This window comes from Bacillus sp. MMSF_3328, from assembly GCF_030733525.1.
GTDB classification, from domain to species: Bacteria; Bacillota; Bacilli; order Bacillales; family Cytobacillaceae; genus Bacillus_AB; species Bacillus_AB infantis.
Window position 1 is genome coordinate 1 of sequence record NZ_JASHIV010000034.1, and the last position, 21,993, is coordinate 21,993.

Annotated in this window: 25 protein-coding genes; 15 read left to right on the forward strand and 10 right to left on the reverse strand. The window is 37.5% G+C overall.

What is annotated here, in order from left to right:
* Positions 1-304 precede the first annotated feature (304 nt).
* The 4 genes from RBB45_RS25570 to RBB45_RS25585 all read left to right on the forward strand — a co-directional run bounded on the left by RBB45_RS25570 (position 305) and on the right by RBB45_RS25585 (position 2,204).
* Complete coding sequence (locus tag RBB45_RS25570; protein ID WP_306010590.1) at positions 305-877, forward strand: CBO0543 family protein; 573 nt, start codon at positions 305-307, stop codon at positions 875-877.
* 23 nt (positions 878-900) lie between these two features.
* Positions 901-1,584, forward strand: coding sequence for a DUF421 domain-containing protein (locus tag RBB45_RS25575; RefSeq protein ID WP_101552371.1), 684 nt, complete (start codon positions 901-903; stop codon positions 1,582-1,584).
* A 193-nt stretch (positions 1,585-1,777) separates the two neighbouring features.
* Entirely contained in the window at positions 1,778-1,996 is a 219-nt protein-coding gene (locus RBB45_RS25580; RefSeq protein WP_009790666.1) for a hypothetical protein, read from the forward strand.
* Between the two features lie 37 nt (positions 1,997-2,033).
* A complete protein-coding gene (locus tag RBB45_RS25585; RefSeq protein WP_157638528.1) occupies positions 2,034-2,204 on the forward strand; it encodes a hypothetical protein in 171 nt (56 codons plus the stop codon).
* 128 nt (positions 2,205-2,332) lie between these two features.
* Here the strand turns inward: RBB45_RS25585 and RBB45_RS25590 are convergent, their stop codons facing one another.
* Entirely contained in the window at positions 2,333-2,752 is a 420-nt protein-coding gene (locus RBB45_RS25590) for a hypothetical protein (protein WP_306010591.1), read from the reverse strand.
* A gap of 614 nt (positions 2,753-3,366) precedes the next feature.
* Between RBB45_RS25590 and RBB45_RS25595 the strand changes: the two genes are divergently transcribed.
* From RBB45_RS25595 to RBB45_RS25630, 8 genes are all read left to right on the forward strand, one after another.
* Positions 3,367-3,738, forward strand: a complete 372-nt coding sequence (locus tag RBB45_RS25595) for a hypothetical protein (RefSeq protein WP_306010592.1) — start codon at positions 3,367-3,369, stop codon at positions 3,736-3,738.
* Between the two features lie 100 nt (positions 3,739-3,838).
* A complete protein-coding gene (locus tag RBB45_RS25600) occupies positions 3,839-4,159 on the forward strand; it encodes a PrgI family mobile element protein (RefSeq protein ID WP_306010593.1) in 321 nt (106 codons plus the stop codon).
* Positions 4,160-4,180: 21 nt separating this feature from the next.
* The gene (locus RBB45_RS25605) at positions 4,181-4,597 is read left to right on the forward strand and encodes a hypothetical protein (RefSeq protein WP_306010594.1); all 417 of its coding nucleotides are present in this window, start codon (positions 4,181-4,183) and stop codon (positions 4,595-4,597) included.
* A 22-nt stretch (positions 4,598-4,619) separates the two neighbouring features.
* Positions 4,620-5,513, forward strand: coding sequence for a hypothetical protein (locus RBB45_RS25610; protein ID WP_306010595.1), 894 nt, complete (start codon positions 4,620-4,622; stop codon positions 5,511-5,513).
* On the forward strand, positions 5,479-7,551 hold the full coding sequence (locus tag RBB45_RS25615; RefSeq protein ID WP_306010596.1) for a VirB4 family type IV secretion system protein: 2,073 nt from the start codon (positions 5,479-5,481) through the stop codon (positions 7,549-7,551). The genes RBB45_RS25610 and RBB45_RS25615 overlap by 35 nt, the downstream gene beginning before the upstream one ends.
* A gap of 23 nt (positions 7,552-7,574) precedes the next feature.
* Positions 7,575-10,931: a TrbL/VirB6 family protein gene (locus RBB45_RS25620; RefSeq protein WP_306010597.1), complete on the forward strand. Its 3,357-nt coding sequence runs from the start codon at positions 7,575-7,577 to the stop codon at positions 10,929-10,931.
* A 4-nt stretch (positions 10,932-10,935) separates the two neighbouring features.
* Positions 10,936-12,867 carry a peptidoglycan DD-metalloendopeptidase family protein gene (locus RBB45_RS25625; RefSeq protein ID WP_306010598.1) on the forward strand — a complete coding sequence of 644 codons (1,932 nt, stop codon included), beginning with the start codon at positions 10,936-10,938 and terminating at the stop codon, positions 12,865-12,867.
* Positions 12,868-12,877: 10 nt separating this feature from the next.
* Positions 12,878-13,537 (forward strand): hypothetical protein, encoded by a 660-nt coding sequence (locus RBB45_RS25630; protein ID WP_306010599.1) that lies wholly within the window; start codon positions 12,878-12,880, stop codon positions 13,535-13,537.
* A 417-nt stretch (positions 13,538-13,954) separates the two neighbouring features.
* Here the strand turns inward: RBB45_RS25630 and RBB45_RS25635 are convergent, their stop codons facing one another.
* From RBB45_RS25635 to RBB45_RS25675, 9 genes are all read right to left on the reverse strand, one after another.
* Positions 13,955-14,320, reverse strand: coding sequence for a hypothetical protein (locus RBB45_RS25635; RefSeq protein ID WP_306010600.1), 366 nt, complete (start codon positions 14,318-14,320; stop codon positions 13,955-13,957).
* A gap of 123 nt (positions 14,321-14,443) precedes the next feature.
* Complete coding sequence (locus RBB45_RS25640; protein WP_306010601.1) at positions 14,444-14,605, reverse strand: hypothetical protein; 162 nt, start codon at positions 14,603-14,605, stop codon at positions 14,444-14,446.
* Between the two features lie 111 nt (positions 14,606-14,716).
* Positions 14,717-15,070 carry a hypothetical protein gene (locus RBB45_RS25645; protein ID WP_306010602.1) on the reverse strand — a complete coding sequence of 118 codons (354 nt, stop codon included), beginning with the start codon at positions 15,068-15,070 and terminating at the stop codon, positions 14,717-14,719.
* Between the two features lie 226 nt (positions 15,071-15,296).
* Positions 15,297-15,470 carry a hypothetical protein gene (locus RBB45_RS25650; RefSeq protein ID WP_306010603.1) on the reverse strand — a complete coding sequence of 58 codons (174 nt, stop codon included), beginning with the start codon at positions 15,468-15,470 and terminating at the stop codon, positions 15,297-15,299.
* A 300-nt stretch (positions 15,471-15,770) separates the two neighbouring features.
* On the reverse strand, positions 15,771-15,998 hold the full coding sequence (locus RBB45_RS25655) for a hypothetical protein (protein ID WP_306010604.1): 228 nt from the start codon (positions 15,996-15,998) through the stop codon (positions 15,771-15,773).
* Positions 15,999-16,132: 134 nt separating this feature from the next.
* A complete protein-coding gene (locus tag RBB45_RS25660) occupies positions 16,133-16,351 on the reverse strand; it encodes a hypothetical protein (RefSeq protein ID WP_306010605.1) in 219 nt (72 codons plus the stop codon).
* Between the two features lie 83 nt (positions 16,352-16,434).
* A complete protein-coding gene (locus tag RBB45_RS25665; protein ID WP_306010606.1) occupies positions 16,435-16,680 on the reverse strand; it encodes a hypothetical protein in 246 nt (81 codons plus the stop codon).
* A 47-nt stretch (positions 16,681-16,727) separates the two neighbouring features.
* Positions 16,728-17,276, reverse strand: a complete 549-nt coding sequence (locus RBB45_RS25670; protein WP_306010607.1) for a hypothetical protein — start codon at positions 17,274-17,276, stop codon at positions 16,728-16,730.
* Positions 17,277-17,279: 3 nt separating this feature from the next.
* Complete coding sequence (locus tag RBB45_RS25675; protein ID WP_306010608.1) at positions 17,280-18,476, reverse strand: hypothetical protein; 1,197 nt, start codon at positions 18,474-18,476, stop codon at positions 17,280-17,282.
* Positions 18,477-18,701: 225 nt separating this feature from the next.
* Here RBB45_RS25675 and RBB45_RS25680 point away from each other — a divergent pair, with 225 nt between their 5' ends.
* The 3 genes from RBB45_RS25680 (at position 18,702) to RBB45_RS25690 (ending at position 21,957) form a co-directional block, all read left to right on the forward strand.
* A complete protein-coding gene (locus tag RBB45_RS25680) occupies positions 18,702-20,345 on the forward strand; it encodes a putative bifunctional diguanylate cyclase/phosphodiesterase (RefSeq protein WP_306010609.1) in 1,644 nt (547 codons plus the stop codon).
* Positions 20,346-21,131: 786 nt separating this feature from the next.
* Positions 21,132-21,512: a hypothetical protein gene (locus tag RBB45_RS25685; protein WP_306010610.1), complete on the forward strand. Its 381-nt coding sequence runs from the start codon at positions 21,132-21,134 to the stop codon at positions 21,510-21,512.
* A gap of 190 nt (positions 21,513-21,702) precedes the next feature.
* Complete coding sequence (locus RBB45_RS25690) at positions 21,703-21,957, forward strand: hypothetical protein (RefSeq protein ID WP_306010611.1); 255 nt, start codon at positions 21,703-21,705, stop codon at positions 21,955-21,957.
* Positions 21,958-21,993 lie beyond the last annotated feature (36 nt).

A 21,993-nucleotide genomic window follows, 5' to 3' on the forward strand; every position in this document is an offset into this window, starting at 1 on the left:
GACTTGTTGCAACGATCCCTGACCGAGCGCATTGTTGAACAGGGTGCTCGCGTGCTTTCTCCATTATTATAAGTTGATGTATCCTGTTTTTATTGTTCTATGTTAAATCTAGATTTAAAAAATTTCATTGTTTTTAAAATATTTCTGATTCATTTGAAAAGAGTCGAAAACCCGTGTTAGAAGAACTTTCAATATGGTTTTTTTTACGATGGAAATTCATTACTAAAAAACGGTAATACTAAACAGGCAGCTCAAAGTGTTTGAATTCAAAAATATCTGTTACTTTTTAATTTAAATATAAGGGATGATATCAATAGATAATATATTTGATAAGGAAATACGTTTATTAGAGGATAAACTGTACCTTTTAGAATTAAATAATTGGCTAAAGAATGAATTTTTAACTTGGGAATGGTGGATATTAGTTGGTTTTTTAGTTGTACCTTGGATTATATGGTCTAAACTCGTTAAACGAGACATTATTTTAGAAATTTTGTTGTTTGGTACCATAATTATCATAACAACAACCTTATTAGATGTAGTTGGTGCACAATACAGTTTTTGGGATTACCCCATTGCATTCCTACCTTTTATTCCCAGGGCCTTTCCTTTTGATTTTTCAATGGTACCTGTAGCTTACATGTTATTATATCAATATTTTAGAACATGGAAATCTTTTATTTTAGCCCAGATCATTATGGCACTAACATATGCCTATATAGGTGAACCCTTTTGCGAGTGGGTCAAACTTGTTAAATATTTAGAGTGGAGATACAGATATTCATTCATATATTACATCATTGTTGGAATTGTAACTCGAGCTTTAATACTAAAACTAGCCTCTTTATCTAAACCTCAAGATCTTACAACTAAGTAAAATTTAAATTGGAGGAAAAAACTTTGGAAGAAGTTAATATTGGTTTACTGACGATCAAAGTCATCGTTGGTTTTGCAACTTTATTTTTTATCATTATCATAACAGGCAGAACATCCATCTATCAGTTAACCCCGTTTCACTTAGTTTTTGTGTTAGTACTTGGAGATTTTTTAGGAAATAACATTTATGAAGATAAGGTAGGGATTTTTCATTTTTTATATGCCATCGGATTGTGGACGTTTCTTATGTTGGGAATAGAGTTTATGACTCTAAAAAATAAATCGACACGTTCTCTCTTATTAGGCAATCCTAACATCATCATTCGAGATGGTGTTATGGACAGAAAGTTACTTACAAAGAACAAATTGGATGTAAATCAAGTATTGAGTATACTCCGTCAAAATAATGTCTTTTCAGTTCGCGAAGTCAAATACGGTATATTGGAAGCTAATGGGCAAATAAGTTTATTATTAAAATCCAAGTATCAAAAACCAGACAAGCAAGATCTCAATCTTCCAGAAAGTCCAGTAGACCTCCCAACATCGTTAATTATAGATGGGGAAATTTTATGGGATAATTTACATGAACTCGGATTTGATCAACAGTGGTTAGATAACCAATTAACTACCAATGGATATGATAATGTAAAGCGTATACTTTACGCAGATTGGCGAGAGAGTGAAGGCATACATGTAAGTCCTAAATAAAATTTGTTAGGATAAGAGCACATCAATTTTCTTGGTGAATATAAACTTTAGTCTTCAACAATCAGGCGCTTTAATGAAGTAACTAAAGCTTAATTTTTCACTTATAACACCGAGAAATTAGACTTTTTATATTTTGGTTTCCTTAACGTTGTAAATCCGCATTTTCCTGACGCTACCCCAAGGAGATAAAAATATGAAAATTCGCATATCTGGGAAGGTCGAGAAAGGATGGCCCCAAGAAGGTTGTGAAGATAAAACTCTTGTCGTTGATACCGACACATTTAACTTCTCTATCGAACAACATTACTCCGGCGGTGTGACTGTCAAAACTAGTCGCAAAGGCCGTCCGCTCAAATTGTGGTATGATAAGGTAGAATTTTTAGATGAATCATTTGAAATTAGAGCAGATTAAGTGGTAACTAATCCAAAACAATGCGAGGGAGAACATTATGGATATTATAATGATAGGTTTGGGGTCTTTAATAATGATTGCCGCTGCTTTATATGTGATTTTTATTTTGCCTTTGCAGCTTCATATCAAAAAGAGCCGGCAACGACAAAAAATGCTTGAAAATGAAATATTGGAAATAGAGTTTGAAATGGCGAGATCAAAAAAATAATACTTTTTAACAAATAATACGAAAATAATTTCGCTGTTTTATTGCGATGGTATCATAATTTTTAAAAAGCTCTAGTCTAATATAGGCTAGAGCTTTTCTTTCATTATCTCCTGAATATGCGGCTATGATTACCCGTAAACAGCAACTAAAGCCTTTTGGAGCCCAAGTATTTTGCCTGTCGTCAATCGATGTTTACCACCCTCATAAATAAGAAATCCACCTTCCACTTTAACTACTTCAGGTAGACCATGGTGATCCGCTTCTTCCTGAGTAGGAGTTGAAAGAAACCTTGCAAAATCGCTTTTGTTTTTCTTATAAGTATTAAAGAAAAGGCCTTTCCGCGTTTGATCAAGATATGAAATCCAAGTTGTAGAACTACTACATTCAGTGCTTCTGTACGTCCCAATAAGGGCATTTAATTCTATTTCCTCTACACCTAAATATGTGGGGGATAATTCATCCCGGTAACATACAAAGTCTAGTGATTCTACTTTTGCTATCATTTCAGGAGTAAGTCCTAAAATTTTTATTTTTTCGTCAAGTTCCATATGCTCCTCTTTCCCAGGCTTTTATTCTGATAACTATGCACAAGGGACGTAATGATCCCTTATGCATATTACACCTTTTGTCCCTATTAAAGTTGCGACTTTCCCTTTAGGGGTATTTACGTGATAAACACGAGGGGCTGTCTAAACCGCCTTTCATGTGCAAAGCCAAAGGTCTGTTTGACTCACACAGCAAACACTTCGGTGATGTCCAGCTAAAGGTATAAGTTGGATTCAATAAAGATTAGTGTAAATAAATTCTAATAAAATATTCTTTTGTTTGTAAAGAGTTTCCAGCAAGAAGATTGTAAATAATGATTGGGAAAATTTTCATCATATTTCGTCACTATCCCCAGGTTAATTTCATCGTGGCAGCTGCCGGCTTCAATTAAAGTTTGGTAGCTCTAAAGAGCCAATTAATTTTCTATTGCACTCTACAATATTTTTAGATAAGATAGAATCAAGAAAAAGGAAAATTTAATATCACGAATGGGAATACCCCACTCTGTACATGACAGTGCATATTTATTGCGCGTATTGTCGTGTCTGGAGTGGGGTTTTTTCGTTTTATTTTACGAAAAAATGTCATTACATATCCTACTCTGGAGGTGAAATGAATGAGAAAGTGGATGAAATCAATGATAACCTCTGCCGCTGCTCTACTAGTTTTATTGCATACTAACGTTTCGGTATTCGCTAGTGCAAATGCCAAAAATGCATTAAAGGAAGCAGGGATTACTCAAACAGGCAATATTGATGGGATGTATACCGATTTAAATGCTGTTGTTTATTTCATTATGGCTCTTGGTGGGTTCTGGATCGTCGGTATGCTTGTTTGGGGCGGAATGACTCTTGCTGGAAGTGGTGGAAACCCCCAAAAAAGAACAGAAGGATTTATTAAACTTTCATTAGTTCTTGTCGGAGCTTATGTCATTTTTAAAGCATACGACATTGCAGGATGGGCAACCGGTCTAGGCGGAGGAGCCTAATCAAAATAACCCTGAATTTTTTTACGGTACTAATTAAAAATACCTTCTTTCATTCAGAGGAAGGTATTTTTTCATAGAGAAAGCCAAAGGGGAGAAAAAATTGCGAATTGCAAAAGTTCCTATAGATATGTCGAGTGAACAAAAGGAGATCTTAGGCATTGTCTCCAAGAGGCAGCTTGCCTATATAGTTGTTGGTGTTATTCTCCTTTATTCCTACGTTCCCATTGTTTATAAATTTTTTTCAATATTAGGGTGGCTAACAGGGGCTATATTCGGGCTTGTTTCTGCAGCCCCAACAGTTGCACTAGTCATCTTTCTCGGATTTACCAAAGTAGAGAAATACAATATGAATCGTGATTATTACTTTTACATCCGGTTACAAAGAAAAACACAATACGGCTCTTGGCGCAAAGGTAATTGATAATAAAAGGAGTGGAACGACTTGAAAGATATCATTTTTTTGTTATCTGTAGGATTGATCATATATCTAGTAACGAGAATTATCTTAAAAGAACCAATCTTACCTTGGAAAGAGAAAGAGGGGACATCGGATAATCAAATATTAATAGACCAAGGCTCTTCATTAGACGATGAAGGAACTGCCCCATTATCAAAACAGGTTTCCTATATAGTTGTTGGTGCTATTCTCCTTTGTTGCTACGTTCCCCTGATTTATATATTTTGCTCAATATTTGGTTGGTTATTAGGAGCTATATTTGGCCTTGTCTCCTTAGCCATAACAGTTGCGATATTCATCTGTCTCGAATTTATAGATAAAAAAAATACTTCACATGATTACAATACTTACATCCGGTTACAAAGAAAAACACAATACGGCACCTGGCGCAAAGGTAATTAATAAATAAAGGGGAGGGATCGATTTGAAAGATATCATTTTTTTATTATCTGCAGGATTGGTCGTTTATGTAATATCAAGAATTATCTTAAAAGAACCAATCTTACCTTGGAAAGAGAAGAAGGGTACACCGGTTAATCAAATTCCATTTAAAAAGGCAAAAAGTAAAAAAGACCAAATCTCACCATTGGACGAAGAAGAAGCAGCTCCATTTTATGAGTTATTTCCAAGCATCCAATCCATTGAAAATCATATGATCCGTCATAATGACAATACTTTTTCCATGGTTGCTGAAGTCGAGCCAGTTAATTATTTTCTTTTAGACCAGTCTGAACAGGAAGGAATCGATGCAGTCTTTGAAACTTGGCTGGCGCAAATAAGTTACCCCGTGAGAATATACCTTCAAAATCGATTCATTGATTTAGCAGATCCGATAACAGAAATTCAGAGGGTCATGGAACAGGAAGAAGATTTGCCTCTTCTAGCTTATGAATACGGTCAAAAAATGATAGAGGATCTTAAAAATTGGCAGCAAGCTCAACCCCGGTATGAAACCAAACGCTATCTCATTCTAGATTATAAAGTTGACTCCAAAGATATTAAAGCTGAAGACGCAGAAGAATTAGAAGAAAAAATACTGGATAAAGCATTCAATGAATTATACCGAAGAGTGATGACTGCGAAAACTCAACTTAGGAAGGCCGATATGGATGTACAGATGCTTACAAGTGAAGGGATCGGAGAAGTCCTTTACTATTCGTTCAACAGAAGAAAAGCCATAAAAAACAGATTCAAAGATGTAGCAGAAAAAGAACAGCTGGCTTTGTATGTTACAGCTGATCAAACGGCCTCCCATATTGCCAGGGTAAAAGGAGAGATGGAAAGTGCTCAAAAAGAAGAACAAACGCAAGCAAGTTGAAGAAATAGTTGAAACTCCCATAAATGAAGAAGAATTACCCATAAATATGAAGCCAACCATATGGGATGTGATTTCACCTGAAGGTATAGGAATAAATCATCTTTCTGAGGATTCCGGGGTTATAAAGCAGTCGTTGGGGACAAAAACTCACTTCCGCCCTTTTTATATCACAAGGGATGGCTATCCGCGAAAAATGAAAACTAACTGGCCGTATGCTATTACTTCAAGCGGAGAAGTGGATCTGATGTTTGATATACACAAGATCCCCAAAAATGATGCTATACGAATGCTGCAGATGCAAAATACTATTTTAAAATCTAACCTCTCCTTTCAAACTAGACGCGGTAATCAAGATCAGATTTTAGATATTCAAACTAAAATTGCTGATACAGAAATACTGATGGAAGAAATCCAGTTTGGTGATAATGATTCGTACCATGTGGGCATTCTCGGAAACATTTTTGCGAATAGTGAACGTGAATTGGAAAAGTATAGTGAATACCTTGAAGACGAATTGAGCTCATTATTTTTTAAGCTTGCCTCGACCTGGGGACGTGTGAAAAAAGGGTTTAGATCTACCAATATGTTAGCCAACAACGAAATTAAAGATAGTCTTAGAAATATAGATAGACGGTCTTTGGCTACTTTTGCCCCATTCATTTCGGGGAGCGGAAAATTCAACGGTGGCATACCCATCGGAAAGAATAAAATTACTGGTCAAAAAGAATTCTATAATGCTTTTGGAACCTATGAGAATAGGCCACCAAATTATAATATGGCTATTTTTGGTGTATCCGGTTTTGGTAAGTCATTAGCTTTGAAACTACTCTTAGCAAGGGAAACAACGGGCTTAGCAGTATACTCCAGATTGATTGATGTCGAGGGAGAATTCACCAAAATTGTCAGACGTTTAGGCGGAATCAATTTAAACCTTTCTGAGGAAAGCAATATCAGAATTAATCCCCTCGCAATTAATGTCTCCAATATTCCACTTGAGGAAAAAGAGGATGAGGAATTAGAGCTCCTGGATGAATCCGACGAGAGGGAAATCATCGAGAAAAACGGAAAAAAATACATCTCTTTCGTGCCAATTCGAGAAAAAATAAATGAAGCCCTAGACTTCTTTGATATTATTTGTCGCGGAAAAAACCAGGAAGAAGATGGCCTGAATGTATTTGAACGAAATTTTATTGAAGAAGCTATGAAACATGTATTTAAAAAATACGGATACACCACTCATCCTAAATCAATTTTCGAGAACAATGTTAAAGAAGTGAACGGAAAGATTGTTCAATCTCAAGTGAGAAAACCTGAACCTACAATCAGTGATGTATATGAATACTTAGTCAACAGTTATGGCCAAGAATATAATGCTGAAAGATTAATAGCAGCTATTCGTCCCTTCCTTAAGGATGGTTCTAAACCTATTTTTGATGGTCAAACATATCTAGGTGAAGAAGTAAATCAGGATTTACATACTGCTCGATTAGTAAGTTTCAATATCTCTCAGATGGAAGAAGGCTTTTTGAGGCCAATCGCCTACCACGTAATTTTGAATTATATATGGGAGTACTTTGTAAAAAATGTAGAAAACGAAACTAAGAAAAAAATCGTGTTAGCAGATGAGTTTTGGACACTAGTAGACTCGGACCAAACAGTATCCTTTGCAGAAAAAGTAGCAAGAAGGGCACGAAAAAGAAATGCTGGGTTCCGGATTGCCTCCCAGGACTTTGTAAGGATTCTGGAGTCAAAAAAAGCAAGGGGTGTATTGCAAAATACTCACACCTTTTTATTTTTGAAGCAAAATAAAATTGATCTTAAATTGATTGAAGAAAACTTTGACCTATCACAAGGCGAACTCAATATTTTATTCCAAAACCCTGATAAAGGGGAGGGAATTTTACGGAGCGGCCGTTCATCTGTCTGGATTCAAACTGATCCATCAAAAGATGAACTCGTCTTTATTGAAAGTAACAACGCTGTCCTTGAAGAACATCGAAAAAGAAAACAGTTCAATGATCATGCCTTCTATCAATAAATCGTGAAAGGAGGGTTTTAGAAATGCTTAATGCAGTTGCTGAAAAGCTGATAGATATATTTGAAGGCATCATTGAATGGATGTTTGATAGCCTGATTGAACCCTTTACAGGGATTGCCCAACTGAAAGACCTGGTTTTTGGTCGAAATGGAGATGGAAAACTGGTATGGGGCACATTTCAAGCCTCTGACTTAACTGATGCTTTTAATCCTTTATACACAACAATGATGACATTAGCTGGGTTTTTCCTGGTAGCTTTTATTGTCCTATATGGAATGAGAATTGCCGGCGCACCGCTAAATCCGCAACGTCGTAACGAATCCATTGAAATGATAAAAGATTTACTTCTTGTAGGAATCGTTTTATTCAATCTTCCTACTTTATATGACCTTCTATTTTCCGTAAATCAGTCGATAACCGGCCTTTTTGGAGGAGCTTACGATAGCAATTTAGATAAGTTGAATGAAGAGCGTTCTGAAGAAGCTTCAGGGGTTATCGGGTACATATTCATTCAATTGATCCTATTAGGCTTAATGCTTTGGGCCAACTTTTACTATTTAATGCGTAAAGTCACGCTCATCATTCTTATGGCAATGGGACCATTAATGTTAGCCTTTTGGCTGCATCCACAGACAAAACCAATAACCTCTTCTTGGTTAAAAGAATTAATTGGCTCCATATTCGTTCAGTCCATTCATGCGTTTGTATTTTGGACTGTAGCAACGGTCTCAGCAACAAGCAGTGGTTTCGTTGAAACTGTGATCGTGTATCTAATATTCATCCCAATTTCCGAGTCTGTGAGAAAACTCCTTCTTATGGGAGGAGATATGCAGGGCGGTCTAGCCAAAGCTGGGTCCATGTTAGGACTGGGGGCATTGGCCGGGATGTACGGAGCTGTCAAAGGAGCAATTGGTGATAAGAGTGTAATGGGGGCATTAAGAGAATCCTACAATGGCATTCGTAAAGGAACTGGCTCACAGTCACAAAATGGCGATGCCGGTTCAAAAGAAACCATGGGGGCATTACCAGGTTCAGATATTGGAACTTCCCCGACAGCTGAGAAAATGCTAAAAGCCGGCGACATTTTCAGCAGATCAGGTAAAGCTGTTTTTGGAATGGCCGGAGCAGTAGCTGGCTCACCAATGGGTCCGGCAGCTTCCATAATGGGTGCTACAGGGGCTTCTGCTGTCGGAGGAGCTGCAGGTGGTCTAGCAGGAAGAGCTGGTGCAGCCGCAATCCAGGGATTAGCAGCCAGGAATAAGATAGGTCTTGCTGCTTTCCAAAATGGTGGTATTGGAAAAAACGATCAGGTATTTGAAGAAAACTTAGCTAATGAATTAGCAGATCGCGAAACCACCAGTTGGGCGGACCAAAATAAAGCGAGCGAGCTGAACCGATTAAGAGAGCTCCATCCAGATGCAACAAATAAAGAATTAGAAGATAAATTCAATCATATTAAAGTACAAAAACGAGCCGGGTTTTACTCGGATGCAAAGGCTAATTTCGCAGCTGCTAAATCACAAGACGGGCAAAACGCCAAGGGGGCCAAGTTGGTAGAAGCCTCTTCTCAAGCAATGGCCAACCAATGGGCAGATGATAATAAAAACTCGTTCTATGCAGATTACGAAAAAGGGAACCCCCGGTCTGCTGATGAAAGCCAGGAGAGCTTTGAGTCGAGGAGAGCGGTTGCTTTTCAACAAAAAAAAGCTCAAATGCTAAATGGCTTTGCACAAAAAGGCAACCAAATAGTATCTGAAATGGCAACTGATGCTAATGAACCTATCAATAAAAAGGAGTTCATGAGTAAATTAGGCACTTCGGTAGGTGAAGCGGTAGGTTCATCCTCTAGACAGTCATTAACAAGTGCAGCAAACAAAGCTGTGTCACATGTTCAAGGTGAAAATGTTCTTCAAAACAATGGAAAGCCAAATACCCTTTATCTGGCTAGTCGGATGGCTAATTCAAAAACAGAAGAAATGGGTCAACAATTCATCTCTCAGCAAATGGACAATGGGGTTTCTCAAAATGAAGCACATCAAATGTGGAATGATAAAATGCCCGCGGTTCACCAAGCTAATCTTTCTAGCTATAAACAAAATATTGATGCTGCAGGAGCTAAGACCTTCACAAATGGTTTTCAAGGCTCAATGGAGCGTATGGGTGATGTTGGAGTACGTACAATTAATTATTTGGCAGCAAGCTCTGGAATCCGGGGAATGGTGCAAGGTACAAAGAACTTAGGATCTTCCCTCCAATCAGGATTCCAAGAAGCCAGTGCCTCATTGGCTGTTTCCTCTGAATTTGGAAATGCCGGCTTCCTTTCTCATGTGAAGGGATTTAAACAAGCCGCTACAGAAGGTATTCAAGGTACCATGACAGCCCTGGCTGATTCTAATGGCGGGGTATTACAGTCTCAAGTTAAAATGCAAAACATGGCGGGCTATACAGCCGGCGTTTTACTTGGGACTAAAGGATATCAAATTGGAAAAGCAGCGGTGTCAAAATTCTCGCCGTTAAAAGAAGACGTACAAAATCAAATAAAAGCTCCCGCTGAAGTTATACAAATGGCTCAAACAATAACGGATGATTATGGTAATCAAAAAATTGCTCCAGGAGCAATTCGCCAAATTACAACTCCAAATGAATCTTTCATTGAAGTCAGGACAAAAAGCGGAGAAACACAAGTCGTATCCCGTACTGGAGCCGGTCACAGTGGTATGCGGAACGGAGATGTGGTTTATCAGGATTTGGATGTGCAAGGAGATACACTGGTTGCTTCCAGTTCAAAAAATGGTTCCCCAAGCACCTACCGGTTAGATAGTGGGGGCGGACGTGTACCAGCTTCCATTACAATCAGTAATGATCCGAATGAATTATTGGGAAATCCACAGATTTCAGATCGACATAAACCTTCCAATAAGGTCCAGTTACCCTCATATAGCCAAAATGTTGATACTGGCCAATTTTTTGTGGAAGATATCAGAAACCATGGAATGAACAACCTCCAGGTTGTTATTGAAAGTGATCGTCAATTTGTAACTGCACAAAAAGAAGGCATTACTTATCGAGTATCACCCATTTATTCGGGAGACACTCGATTAATGAATTCCGATTCTATTCAAGTACCGGTGGAAATTAAAGATAATCAATTAAAACCGACTAGCCCTGTAAAAGGCTCAAGCATTGCCGTAAACGGCCATGCTACAACTCTGGAAAACTCTTCGTATACGGAGTATCCAGAAAGCCCTGGAACCGCGTATTATTCGTCTAAAGCGATTGAGGCGTTAATGCCTTCAAAGGCCGCTATTCGGGCACAGAGAGGCTTAGATAAGCGGATGAAATTAGACGAGGTTCGTCGTAAACAGGGACTACTTGGGTGATCCTATGAATCAATATAACGATGATCACCAAAATAGGATTGCTGAAATTGCTAAACATAAAGCAAGAAAAGCCATCAGAACCAAAGCAAAGGTTCTCTTAAAGAAAGCAGGAAAGGCTGCGGCACGCATGGTTATCCATGCTGCAGCTGCAGCCCTCAAATCATTACTCAGCGTACTCGGATACATCGGATTGCCCTACATACTTGCACTTGGAGGTATCCTGCTCATTTTATTAATGATTTATATGGGCACGACGATGTTATTCTCTGACGAAAATTCAGCTCTTGGTAGAGGGGGGAAGGAATTGCAGTCATATATTATTCAACAAGCTGATTCTACTGTAGATATGACGCGTCCCGAACAAATTCCCTATCGAGTACCCCATGAATTAATTGTTTCAGCTCTTCAAATCTATGATTCTACTAAACATGGAAAAACGGACAAGCAAGCTGTACAGATAATGGCTAAAGCTTTAAAGCCAGTCTTCCAATATGATAAATACAAAGGGTCCATCGAAACAGAAGTGACCACTTGCATAGATGGTGAGTGCAGCACGAGTAAAAATGAGACTCCTTTTACCATTGAACCCCTTACTTACGTTGAAGCTTGGGATCGTGTTTTGAATGTCACTCATTCACCTCATACTACAGAATGGAAAACCACGGTTTCCGAGAGTACCGCAACGAAGACAGTTCCTAAGAGAGATAAGAACGGAAGGGTTATCCCACGTCAATATGAGACAGTAACTGTACCCAAAAAGGTTACAACCAAATCAAGAGCTCATACCTACGTCCCGGAAAAGGTGGAGGTAGAAGACTATACTTATTTTGATCGTGTGTTGTCTGCAGAACCGTTTAGCTACGGGCAAACAGACAAACTAATGGTAGAGGCCCTATTTCAAGCAACTGGCGGTTATATAAGATATAAAGAATGGTTAACTGGAAATTCGTTAATTGGCTTTAATGGCTCTGTAACTCCAGGTGCCGGGATCCCGCCGGAGTTCATGGAGTACTATTTAGAAGCTGAGAAAATATATAAAGTCGACTGGTTCTATCTTGCTGCCCTACACTTCGTTGAAACTGGTTTCTCTACACATGCAACAATGGTCTCCAGTGTGGGGGCTGAAGGTCACTTACAATTCATGCCTTGTACTTGGCTTGGGTGGTCCTATCCTAGTTGCTCCGGATCCGGGGGTGGAGGTGGAATACCAGATAATATAAAGTACAATCCCCTGATGATCCAAAAGTACGGAGGGTATGGAGTTGATGCTGATAAGAATGGCAAGGCAACACCATGGGATGTAAAAGATGCAATCTTTACAGCTGCTTCTTACTTAAATAAAAATGGATTCAGTAAAAATATAGATGGAGCTATTTATTCCTATAATCATGCTGATTGGTATGTACAGAAGGTAAAAGATAACGCTTTGAGATTCAAAAATGAAGCGACGTATTCACCGAATGCTGGTTCCGTTCCTGATCTTCGCCCTGGATCTTTTATGAGGCCAGCAAAAGGCATAATCACTTCTGGATTCGGCTATCGTAACCTTGGAGGAAAGACTTCTCTCCATGCAGGACTTGATATAGCCAGTTCAGAGCCAGATACGCCTATTGTAGCGGCTTCTGACGGGGTAATTACTCGAGTTGTAACGAATTGCCCTCCACAAGGCTCATACGGCAACAGATGCGGAGCAGGGTTTGGCAATCACGTCTATATTAAACATACAGTTCAAGGGCAGACGTTTGAAGCGGTATATGCACATATGAAAAGGGTGGGGCCAATAGCTGTCGGACAAACAGTAAAGCAAGGTCAATTCCTTGGCATTATGGGGACAAGCGGTAGTTCAACTGGAGTTCATTTACACTTTGAATTACACAAAGGCAGTAAACAAGGTAAAGCAAATGTGATTAACCCAGCACTATATATTCCAACATAGGAGAATTAGAATGCGAGTATCTTATAAAATAGTGATCACTGTTACTACTTCTCTTCTCATGTTCTCAATTTTGTACTTCTTTATTAGCAAGGCAGATAAGGGTTCTAACGCAACTTTGATGAATAAGCAAGACATAAAGCAAGTAATGGATTTAGAATCGGAAGTAACCAAAATGGAACAATTTATTGAATCAAATTTACCTAATCCAAACATCTTCAAAGAATATGAAGTAGTAGGGGAAAAAGGGGAAAACTCGCATGACGCTAAGGTTTTCCCCCTGCAAATGCTTTACACAGGCATTCAAGAAAACAATGTAGATATCTTCTTAAGTGCCTTCACAATAGAAACTATTAATGAATACATGGGAGCTGCTCAATCCTTTCAAGAAAGAGCAAATCTTCTATCCCAGTCAATACAGTCTCTTAGTCGGGATGGGTTGCTTAAAAATATATCCTACCAATTAGATCAATTAAATGAAGAGGTTGATAACAACGGGGTTTTGTTTTTTATTTACTCAGACAACCGCACAATAGAAGTACCATTTCAATTGAAAGCTCAGAAAGAAGAAGAACACGCTCATTCTAAGAAGGACGGGGGAAAAAAATCCTTTTATCAGCTCTCTACGCCCATAAGTCACATGATAGAAATTGTTGAATCACAAAAAAAATGAAATAAGCAGAAGATGCTTCCTTCTTAGCATCTTCTGCTTATTTGTTTGAAGTCTGGAAATTTAGTTATTTCTTACCTCTAATCTTTTCTTTGATCCAGGGCAGATTAAAATGGTCTTTCTCCACTCCCGGATAGCATCGCTGGCAATAAACCCTATTTAACTGAGGTCTGTCGTCCATAGGAAGGGGTTTCAATTCATTTTCTGGGTACGAACGGTTGCAATAAGTACAGCGCTTCACTTCCTTTCAAACTCCACGTTCAGGGAATCCGAAAAAACAACTGTGCCACTCTTGGAGTTCTTTGAATTGTTGCTTAGCTGCAAATCTTTCCATAATGACACTTTCATTTAATCGCTCCTTTCTTTCCATTCAATTATTTATTAAATTTAATTAAACACGTTTAGGTATATCCTTTGTTATTAATAATCATAGTATTGTGGATTTACGAATCTGTCATATAAGCTATGAATAAAGACTCCGCAAAATGCGAGAATGTAAAGTATGATAAATATTTCATTTTTCCATATAGCTAGTCCAAAACAAATGCCTAATACTGCTAAGTAAGCAGAGTAAAGGGTTGCTTTTCTTCGGAACTTCCTCCATGTTATTTTTCTTTCTCTTCTCTTATCAAACTCTTCCCCCGTCCTCTGGTGAGGGGCCTGGTCATTAAGTTCTCCAATAATAGTTCTGTTATAGTATCCCTTTTCAGTTTTCTTAAATTTAATTACTAAAAGTGGAATGACAAACAGGACCAACAGGATAGCCTGTGGGATTAATTTAACCAAAAGATTTCACTCCTTTAATCTAAACTAATTGAAACTTTTCAAGGTTGCCTGGTTTCAAGTTTCATTTAGACCTTCCTTGATACATTCAGTACTTGCGCGCGCCAATATCGATCTGAACAGAAACTATTTAACGTCTTTTTTAACTGGATTATTCTTTAGATATGTTTCTGCCATTCCATTAAGCACACACCTGTAACAAATTTGCATTTTATGTTCATCTGTTCCAGTAATTGCAAGAAAATTTGACTCACAACTCTTACATTCAATACTAACTGTTTTGCTCATTTTTTTCTCCCTTCTTTTAGCTGCGTATGGTAATCACACGAGCAAGGGCTTACCACAACATGTTGATCACCTGAATTAGGACCTTACTCTACACCTTTTTCAGGATGCTCACTAAATATGAGCTCCATCTACCGCCCATTCTTTGCAAAAAGGACAGTAATAAACCCAAATTTGCGCTGCTTCTTCAAGCTCTTCCTTTTCCTCAAATGTAAGGTTAGGTATGCCTTCAAATAATTCTTCTATGTCAATTCTATAAAGATAGTCGAAATATTTTTCTTCTTTTCCCTGAAACTCTACCAGGTAGCCTTTTCCGTTCTCGCGTTCATATGTATAACATGAGTTGCAAAAGTTTCCGTTTGAACTAAAATCTGTTTCTCTTGAGAGAGTATCAGCGTTTTTTAAAATCCAATTTGTTACTTTCTCATTGTTGTAGTTATGAGGAATTCTGTTTTCTGCCTTTAGCAAAATCACTACCTCCCTTTGTGGGACAATTTGAGTTACTTATCGTTGTAACCACATTGATCGCAGTAACTTTCGTACACCCCATCCTTTGCCATCTGTTTATCTGACTGTACTGGTATGTTACCAACTTCGTACCTTTCGCACTTTGGGTACTTTACAAAAGTCATTATTAAACTTCTTTCTGTTGCACTATATGTGTCTAATTCACTTCTTTTTGAAAATGCAATAGTTATTGGTCAAGGGTAATAACTCTCGAGAAATTCTCATTCTTTAACTCTTCATGCTTTGATTTAATTACTTCTGCAAAGCGTTTCTCGTCAATCCAACCTTTTTCTAATTCTTCAAGCAAACCTTCAACATAGCATGCAAAAAAAAGATGATCTCTCTTAACCTGTCTTTTCATAATTTTCACTCCTTTACTTTTTGAGTCATATAGAACAAAACATTTTAAAAATGTGTAGCAGCATGTATATAATCTCTTCCAAGTGTCTATGTTGATAATGCGTGTTGGTTTTCCGGAAAATCTACTACATACGCCACGAATTATATAAAGCGAACGTTCGCAATTTATATAGGGTTACCTTTCTATGCTATCTAATCCCGAGGGGGCAAAGAAAGACCAGCCTTAGCCTGAAACAGACGTGTTTTGGGCTATTCGTGCTGTCCTTTTTGAGTCTTATCCGGCATAACATTATCGTATAGTTCATGAAAAGACTTTCTTATGCTTGGATACAAGCTGTCCTTTTTCAATAATGTAACCATCAATTTCATACCTCTTTAGTTCACCTTGAAAAATATCATGAATGCCGTCGCTTTCCATTTCTTCTTTAAGAGATTCTTCGTTTAATCCATTGGGGTAAAATTTAGCTTCATCATTTTCATCAACTTCAAATTCCACAACCATTGTTGCAATGTATTTAACTTTTTTCAATTCAATTCCTCCTTCGCTATATGAGTCAAATGAATATAACCTTATAAAGCTGGGCATGGTAATTACACGAGCAAGGCCTAACCACATGTTGATCACCTAGATTAGGTCCTTGCTTTACATTTGTAATGAATTCATTATCCGTTATAATGCCTCTTTGCAATTTCATATAAGAATGGGTTTTCCATATAATAAACTGGATAATCAGTATTCCCTTGTTCTGTATATTTTTTGTGAGTCTTACGAATGACTCCTTCTGATAAGACTCCAGTTTTCCTCCAGGCATTGATTTCTAGGAAGCCTTGCTTTAATTCTTCATTTGACAATTCGCTAACTATTTCTTCAATCTTTTTCACAAAAAATTCCCCCTGTTTATTTCTCTTTTGAGTTAAATCCCGACGAACATTATTGAAATGCATTTGATTCCTTATCAAATACTCTAAATCCAGTTTAAAAGTTTATTGAAAAACGTTGGAGCTTTTATGTTCCTTTTCTTCATTTCCTCTAAGATCCACCTTTTCTCCTCAATAAACACAGGTATCACGCTTCGTGAAGGGCAAAATTTTATATGGTAAGTTACTTCTTTATAACGTTCTTCCAATTCAATATTGCTACTATTTAAGATTTCATTTTTCACAAGTCTTTCAAGTTTATCTTTAGTTGGAATATCGAAATACTTTTCCAAGTTAATTCCTCCTATTGTACTTCATATTCTCTAACAGACATAACAAGCTACTCTTTATAAATACGAGCTTTCATATTGCTCCAGCTTCCAAAGTGACGAACAATCGTAGAAGAAGAGACTATTGGTTTATTCTTCGTAAGTTCGTTCCACTCTGCGTATGTAGGGGGGCGATCCGGAAAGTAATTTAATATTTCTTCCCTTAATGACTTTAACGTATAGGATTGGGTTAAACCCGTCATTTTCTCCAACTGTTCTATGCCTAAATACTTTTCAAAGACCTTATGGGTAGGCAATTTATGCTTTGATGCATATTGGTTCCAAGCACTCACACTTTTATAAGCTTCTTTATGTTTCTTTAGGATCGAGATTAATTCGTCTACTTCATACTTAACTGGCCGGTGCTGCATATTTACATTGAGATTTAACCTTTCTTTTATGCCATTCCAACTTCCTAATCGTTGGATGAAAGTTTGTGAGTGGGGGAGGCCATGTTCTTTGGCATAAGTATTCCATTCCCCCACACTTGTAAAAGAGCTACTATGTTTTAAAGCAATACTCCATAAATCTTCGTCTGAAAACCTCTGAATTCGTGCCAATGTTCAATCCACCTTTTCAAACCATTTAATTGCCCACTTTTCTCCATCTTTGGCATGCTTAATAATTTCTTTCTGAATATCAGCTTCGTAGATAGGTTTTAATACATCAGCATTCAGTACTTCTTTCGCATCTTTCATAAATAACGACCAGCCATAGTGTGACATTCCATCAACTTGGGGGTAAGCGATTGGGAGAAGATAAAAGGCTATATGAGCTCTTCTCATTACTTCATGAAGGTCATCTCTTTTAGAGACCAAATGAGACATATTGATACTAAATTCTTTAGAGTCAAAGAGATAAAATTCATCTAAAAGATTAATATCAAGAGTCTGAACTTTGGAAGACTGATCAATAGTTAAAGTTAATTTTTCATCTGCCCACCTCATAGTAACCGGTAACCCTGGTACATAGTATCTACTTGGTGATGAAAGTCGGGAAATCGGATAAAAATCTTTACACTGTGAGATAAAACCATACAGGCCCTCACCTTTGTAGCTCTTATCAAAAGATCTAGAAGCACTAGTGGGTAAGGGATTAGGGAATAGTACATAATATTTATTACTATTACGCTGGTAACCAATTAAGCAGGTTGTGTTATTCTTTACAGAAGGAATCACTTGATTTAAATACTTTTTGGCGTCGTCAAAAATATTATCTAGAACTGTAACTTTCACACTTGAATCATTTCTTTTTAATTGCTCTATGTATAGATGAAAATCTCTAACTGTAGTGTCAAGATTTCCGTGTATTTTCAACAAAGGTTTTAAATCTTCGTGCCTTCTGTAGTAATTCTCCAGACTCCCTTTTCTATTCTTGTTTTGTGCAAATAAGAAGTAAGGGATTGCAAGTGGTAATATCGCAAGGGTTATCAATCCTTGGCCTATCTTGGACGCTCCAAATACTAACAATAAAAATCCGATAAAAACTACACCCAATGCGATTACAGAGAAAAATAAGCATAATAAAAAGATAATAGCAAGAACATTTATTACTGTTACGACTGACAGATCACTGACTAATCCTGTTCTCTCCGCCAAACCAACTAACCCAATACTTTTAAATAACGGATAAAACCAATCATTCCATTTCCACACCAGAAAGATAACTGTTAAAAGGGCAACCAGACCGGCCAAACCTTGCTTTTTTTGACGGTTGTACTGCAATTTTGCCTCATAAAGCCAGAGCAGTTCTGTAAACATTTAAGACACCTCCCAAACCAAATAATATAATATTATATTTTATATGATAATTTTACCAATTTTTATTAAAAGTGTCAACTTTCTTTTTATACACCACTGAAAAGGGAAATGAACTGTGATATATTTAAATAAATCAATATAAATGGGAGCACCCCATATACAAATTCAAGATTCATTCTTGTAATTTGTGTATGGGGTTTTTTGTTTTGAAAAGGAGAGTGTAAGGTGGCAACTCACTTAAAGAAAACTTTGTGTATGATTTTGGGTATTGCTTTCATCTTAATTAGCAAAGTAGTCTACGAGCAGCTTTCAATAAAGAATCCCAATGTATTATTTTTTTCAGTAATCATTAGTGCTGCAGCTTGTTGGCTATTTTTCATGATCCTCCGTTTCAAACAAGTTTATTTAATAAGAGACACCATTAAAAAGGTTAAGAAAGGTAAACCACTTCAAATAAAATTTGTACCAAGAGGTGAGATAGGAGAAATGGTGGGGGAACTAATTAACTTATCCAATACTCTTAAAGAAAGGGAAGAGGAAATAAGATACCAGCAGCAAAAATTATTGCGCTTGGCATATTTGGATCCTTTAACAGGTTTGCCGAATAGGCAACACTTCTTCTCTCTTATTGAAAATAAAGAGTATAAAGGAGACCTGATATGCCTGAGTATAATATTAGCCAGGACTGACAGGGTAAATGCATTAAATGGACCTGGCGTAATCGATACAATCATTTTAGAAGCAGCAGAACGATTATCCTCCATATTACCTTCAGACGCGATCATGGGCCGGGTAAACAGCAATCAGTTTGATATTATTCTGCCTGCTCCAACAAATCTAAATTTAGATATGCTTGTCGGAAGAATACAATCCATCCAAAAAATGTTGGAATGGCCATACTTTGTAGATGCCAGTAAATACTATATTAATACCTATGTTGGTTTAACCCAAAGAAGGGCCGGAGCCACTACCCCACTAGTCGAATTAGTTCAGCTTGCAGATCTTTCAATTGTAGAAAGAAAGGAAGAGATTGCGCCTAGTATATTCCTGTATTATTCCGCACTAAAGGATGAACAGAAAAGAAGACACAATATTGAGTTGGCTCTTAGAGAGGCAATTACCAATAAGAAATTTGCTGTAGCTTATCAACCTATTGTGGGGCTCCGCAAAGAAACTGTTTCCCTGGAAGCCTTGGTCAGATGGAAATATGATACTGATTGGATATCCCCGAGTGAATTCATCCCTATTATTGAAGAATTAGGGCTTATGGAAGAACTGACGCTGCAGATTGCTGATCAAGTGGCTAGGGACTGGAAAATCCTGCAGGAAATGTTGCCAATGCTCGCCTATATTTCCATAAATGTTTCGCCAAGCTTATTTAAAAAGGATCCTGATTCCAACATTCTTCAATTACTTCTAGAAATTTTCTTAAGTAATCATCTGCCACCTGATAGAGTCTGCCTTGAAATAACCGAGAACGTTTTGTTAGAGAAAAACACTTTAAATTTTATGGAAAAGTGTAATAGGTTGGGCTTTAAGATGGCAGTCGATGATTTTGGCACTGGCTATTCTTCAATGAGTTACTTAGCCAATTATAACTTTGAGATATTAAAGATTGATCGAGCTTTTGTTATGAAGCTCGATAACGAAAAGCAACGAGAAGTAGCCAAAGCTATAATAAATCTTGCTAAAAGATTAGACCTAGAAGTAATTGCAGAAGGGGTAGAGACTGAAAGACAGCTCTGGGCATTGAAAGAGATGGGTGCCGATTCCATACAAGGTTATCTATTCGGTAGGCCTCAGTTTATTAATGAATGGGATTCACGCACCTTTATGCAAAAGACAGAAATACTATTATCCAAAGCATGAAGCCCTTTTCCCATACCCCGGAGCCCAACCGATAACCAATAAACATACCCGCTTAGGCCGTAAGTGATTCCTTTCCCCCTTACCGTCCTGCTTTCCTTGCTGGCCAGAATAAAAGCTGAGTACTAATTCTGGCCGACTCACATAACCCCTCCTTTTGGCGCTGGTTGGAAACGTGGGTGCAGCTCTGAAGACCAGAAAGCCACCCATCGTTGTAAACGAATTTATAGCGCAAGGCAAGGCCCAGGGGAACTGCTAACAGCAATACTGCTGAAAGGCTGCTTCCTTTCTGTCCTGGCTACCGGCGGGGCCAGCGCGACGAGGTGAATACTATCGGGTAAGCTGCAACTGAATTAGTATCATGAGCGGGGCTCAACAGTTATCCATTGTTACCATTATTGGTGGGTTTCCCGAGGGGGAAGAAGCAGCTGAGGAGGTTTACTCCCCACGTAAAGCAATTAACACCGGTTGGTGACGCTAATTCCTTTAACATGAACTCTTTCTGTCATAATAGAGGCAGCCCAACCGAATAACTCCGGGCCAAGGTGGTTACTTCCTCAACTGCTCACTACAGGCAATGCTAATAAAATTTAGAACTAAAATTAGAAATCAATTTTCCAACAAATATATTAAAATTAATTGGTAGGATACAGAGGAAAAAAAGAGAATATCTATTAATACAGTTAGGGTGTTCTTTAGAAACATTTAGCAGCGGCTAAATGCCCACATATTTAAAAATTAAGGGTATTGACCACAGAAATTAAAATATTGATTACAGGGGAGATCCATATGTACTTTTTAGACGAAGAACACGAAAATAATTTTATTGAATTAATTAAACAGTATTGTGGCGGAGAGTGGCTTAGCGATGTGCAATATGCAGCCAATTGTTACATAGCAGCCGTACCTGATATTTATTCTTTGCTTAATGGAGCAAATAAGTCTTCAGGAGGACCTCTTACTAGATTAGTGGACTATAAAGAATCGGATGGTGGTTCACATGAAATGGTACCAAATCAGCCAGGACTCACCGGATCCACCTACAAATTATTAGAAATTGGCATGTCATTATACAATGGGCATCCAGTTGATTTAGATTATACGTTTGTTCCAGATTATGCAAATGTAGTTGTACAAGCTTGTAAGATACGATATAAGTTAGTCGATTAAGGCAGTAATTTATGAATACCCATTTTCCAATAATTAAGTGTAAGGCAACTAAGATGTTCCAGTAGTTACGGTGTTCTAATACTATTTGTTATAATCTTACAGTAAAGTCTCAGTTATACTCCTTAACCCATAGTTACCATAGATTGAACATCGTATTTACAAGTAAAATGGTAATTATGGAGGGGTTTAAATGTTTATATCGCCTATGTTGTTGGGACAAATAAAAGAGCCTGTAGAAGAACCGTTTGGTCCAGGAATCCCTTTTATTTCTGAATTGAAACTGGATGGAATGCGGCTATTAATCACAAGGTTTAATAAAAAAATCCGTTTGTACACAAGGCACAAAAACGAAGTAACTTTTCAATTTAAACAATTCACTAATTTGGATATTCCTGAAGGAATCTTTTTATCAAGACTAAATTTAAAAAAACTTAATAATAACTAGGTGTTAAATATATTGGTCATGAATAATATGTTGAAC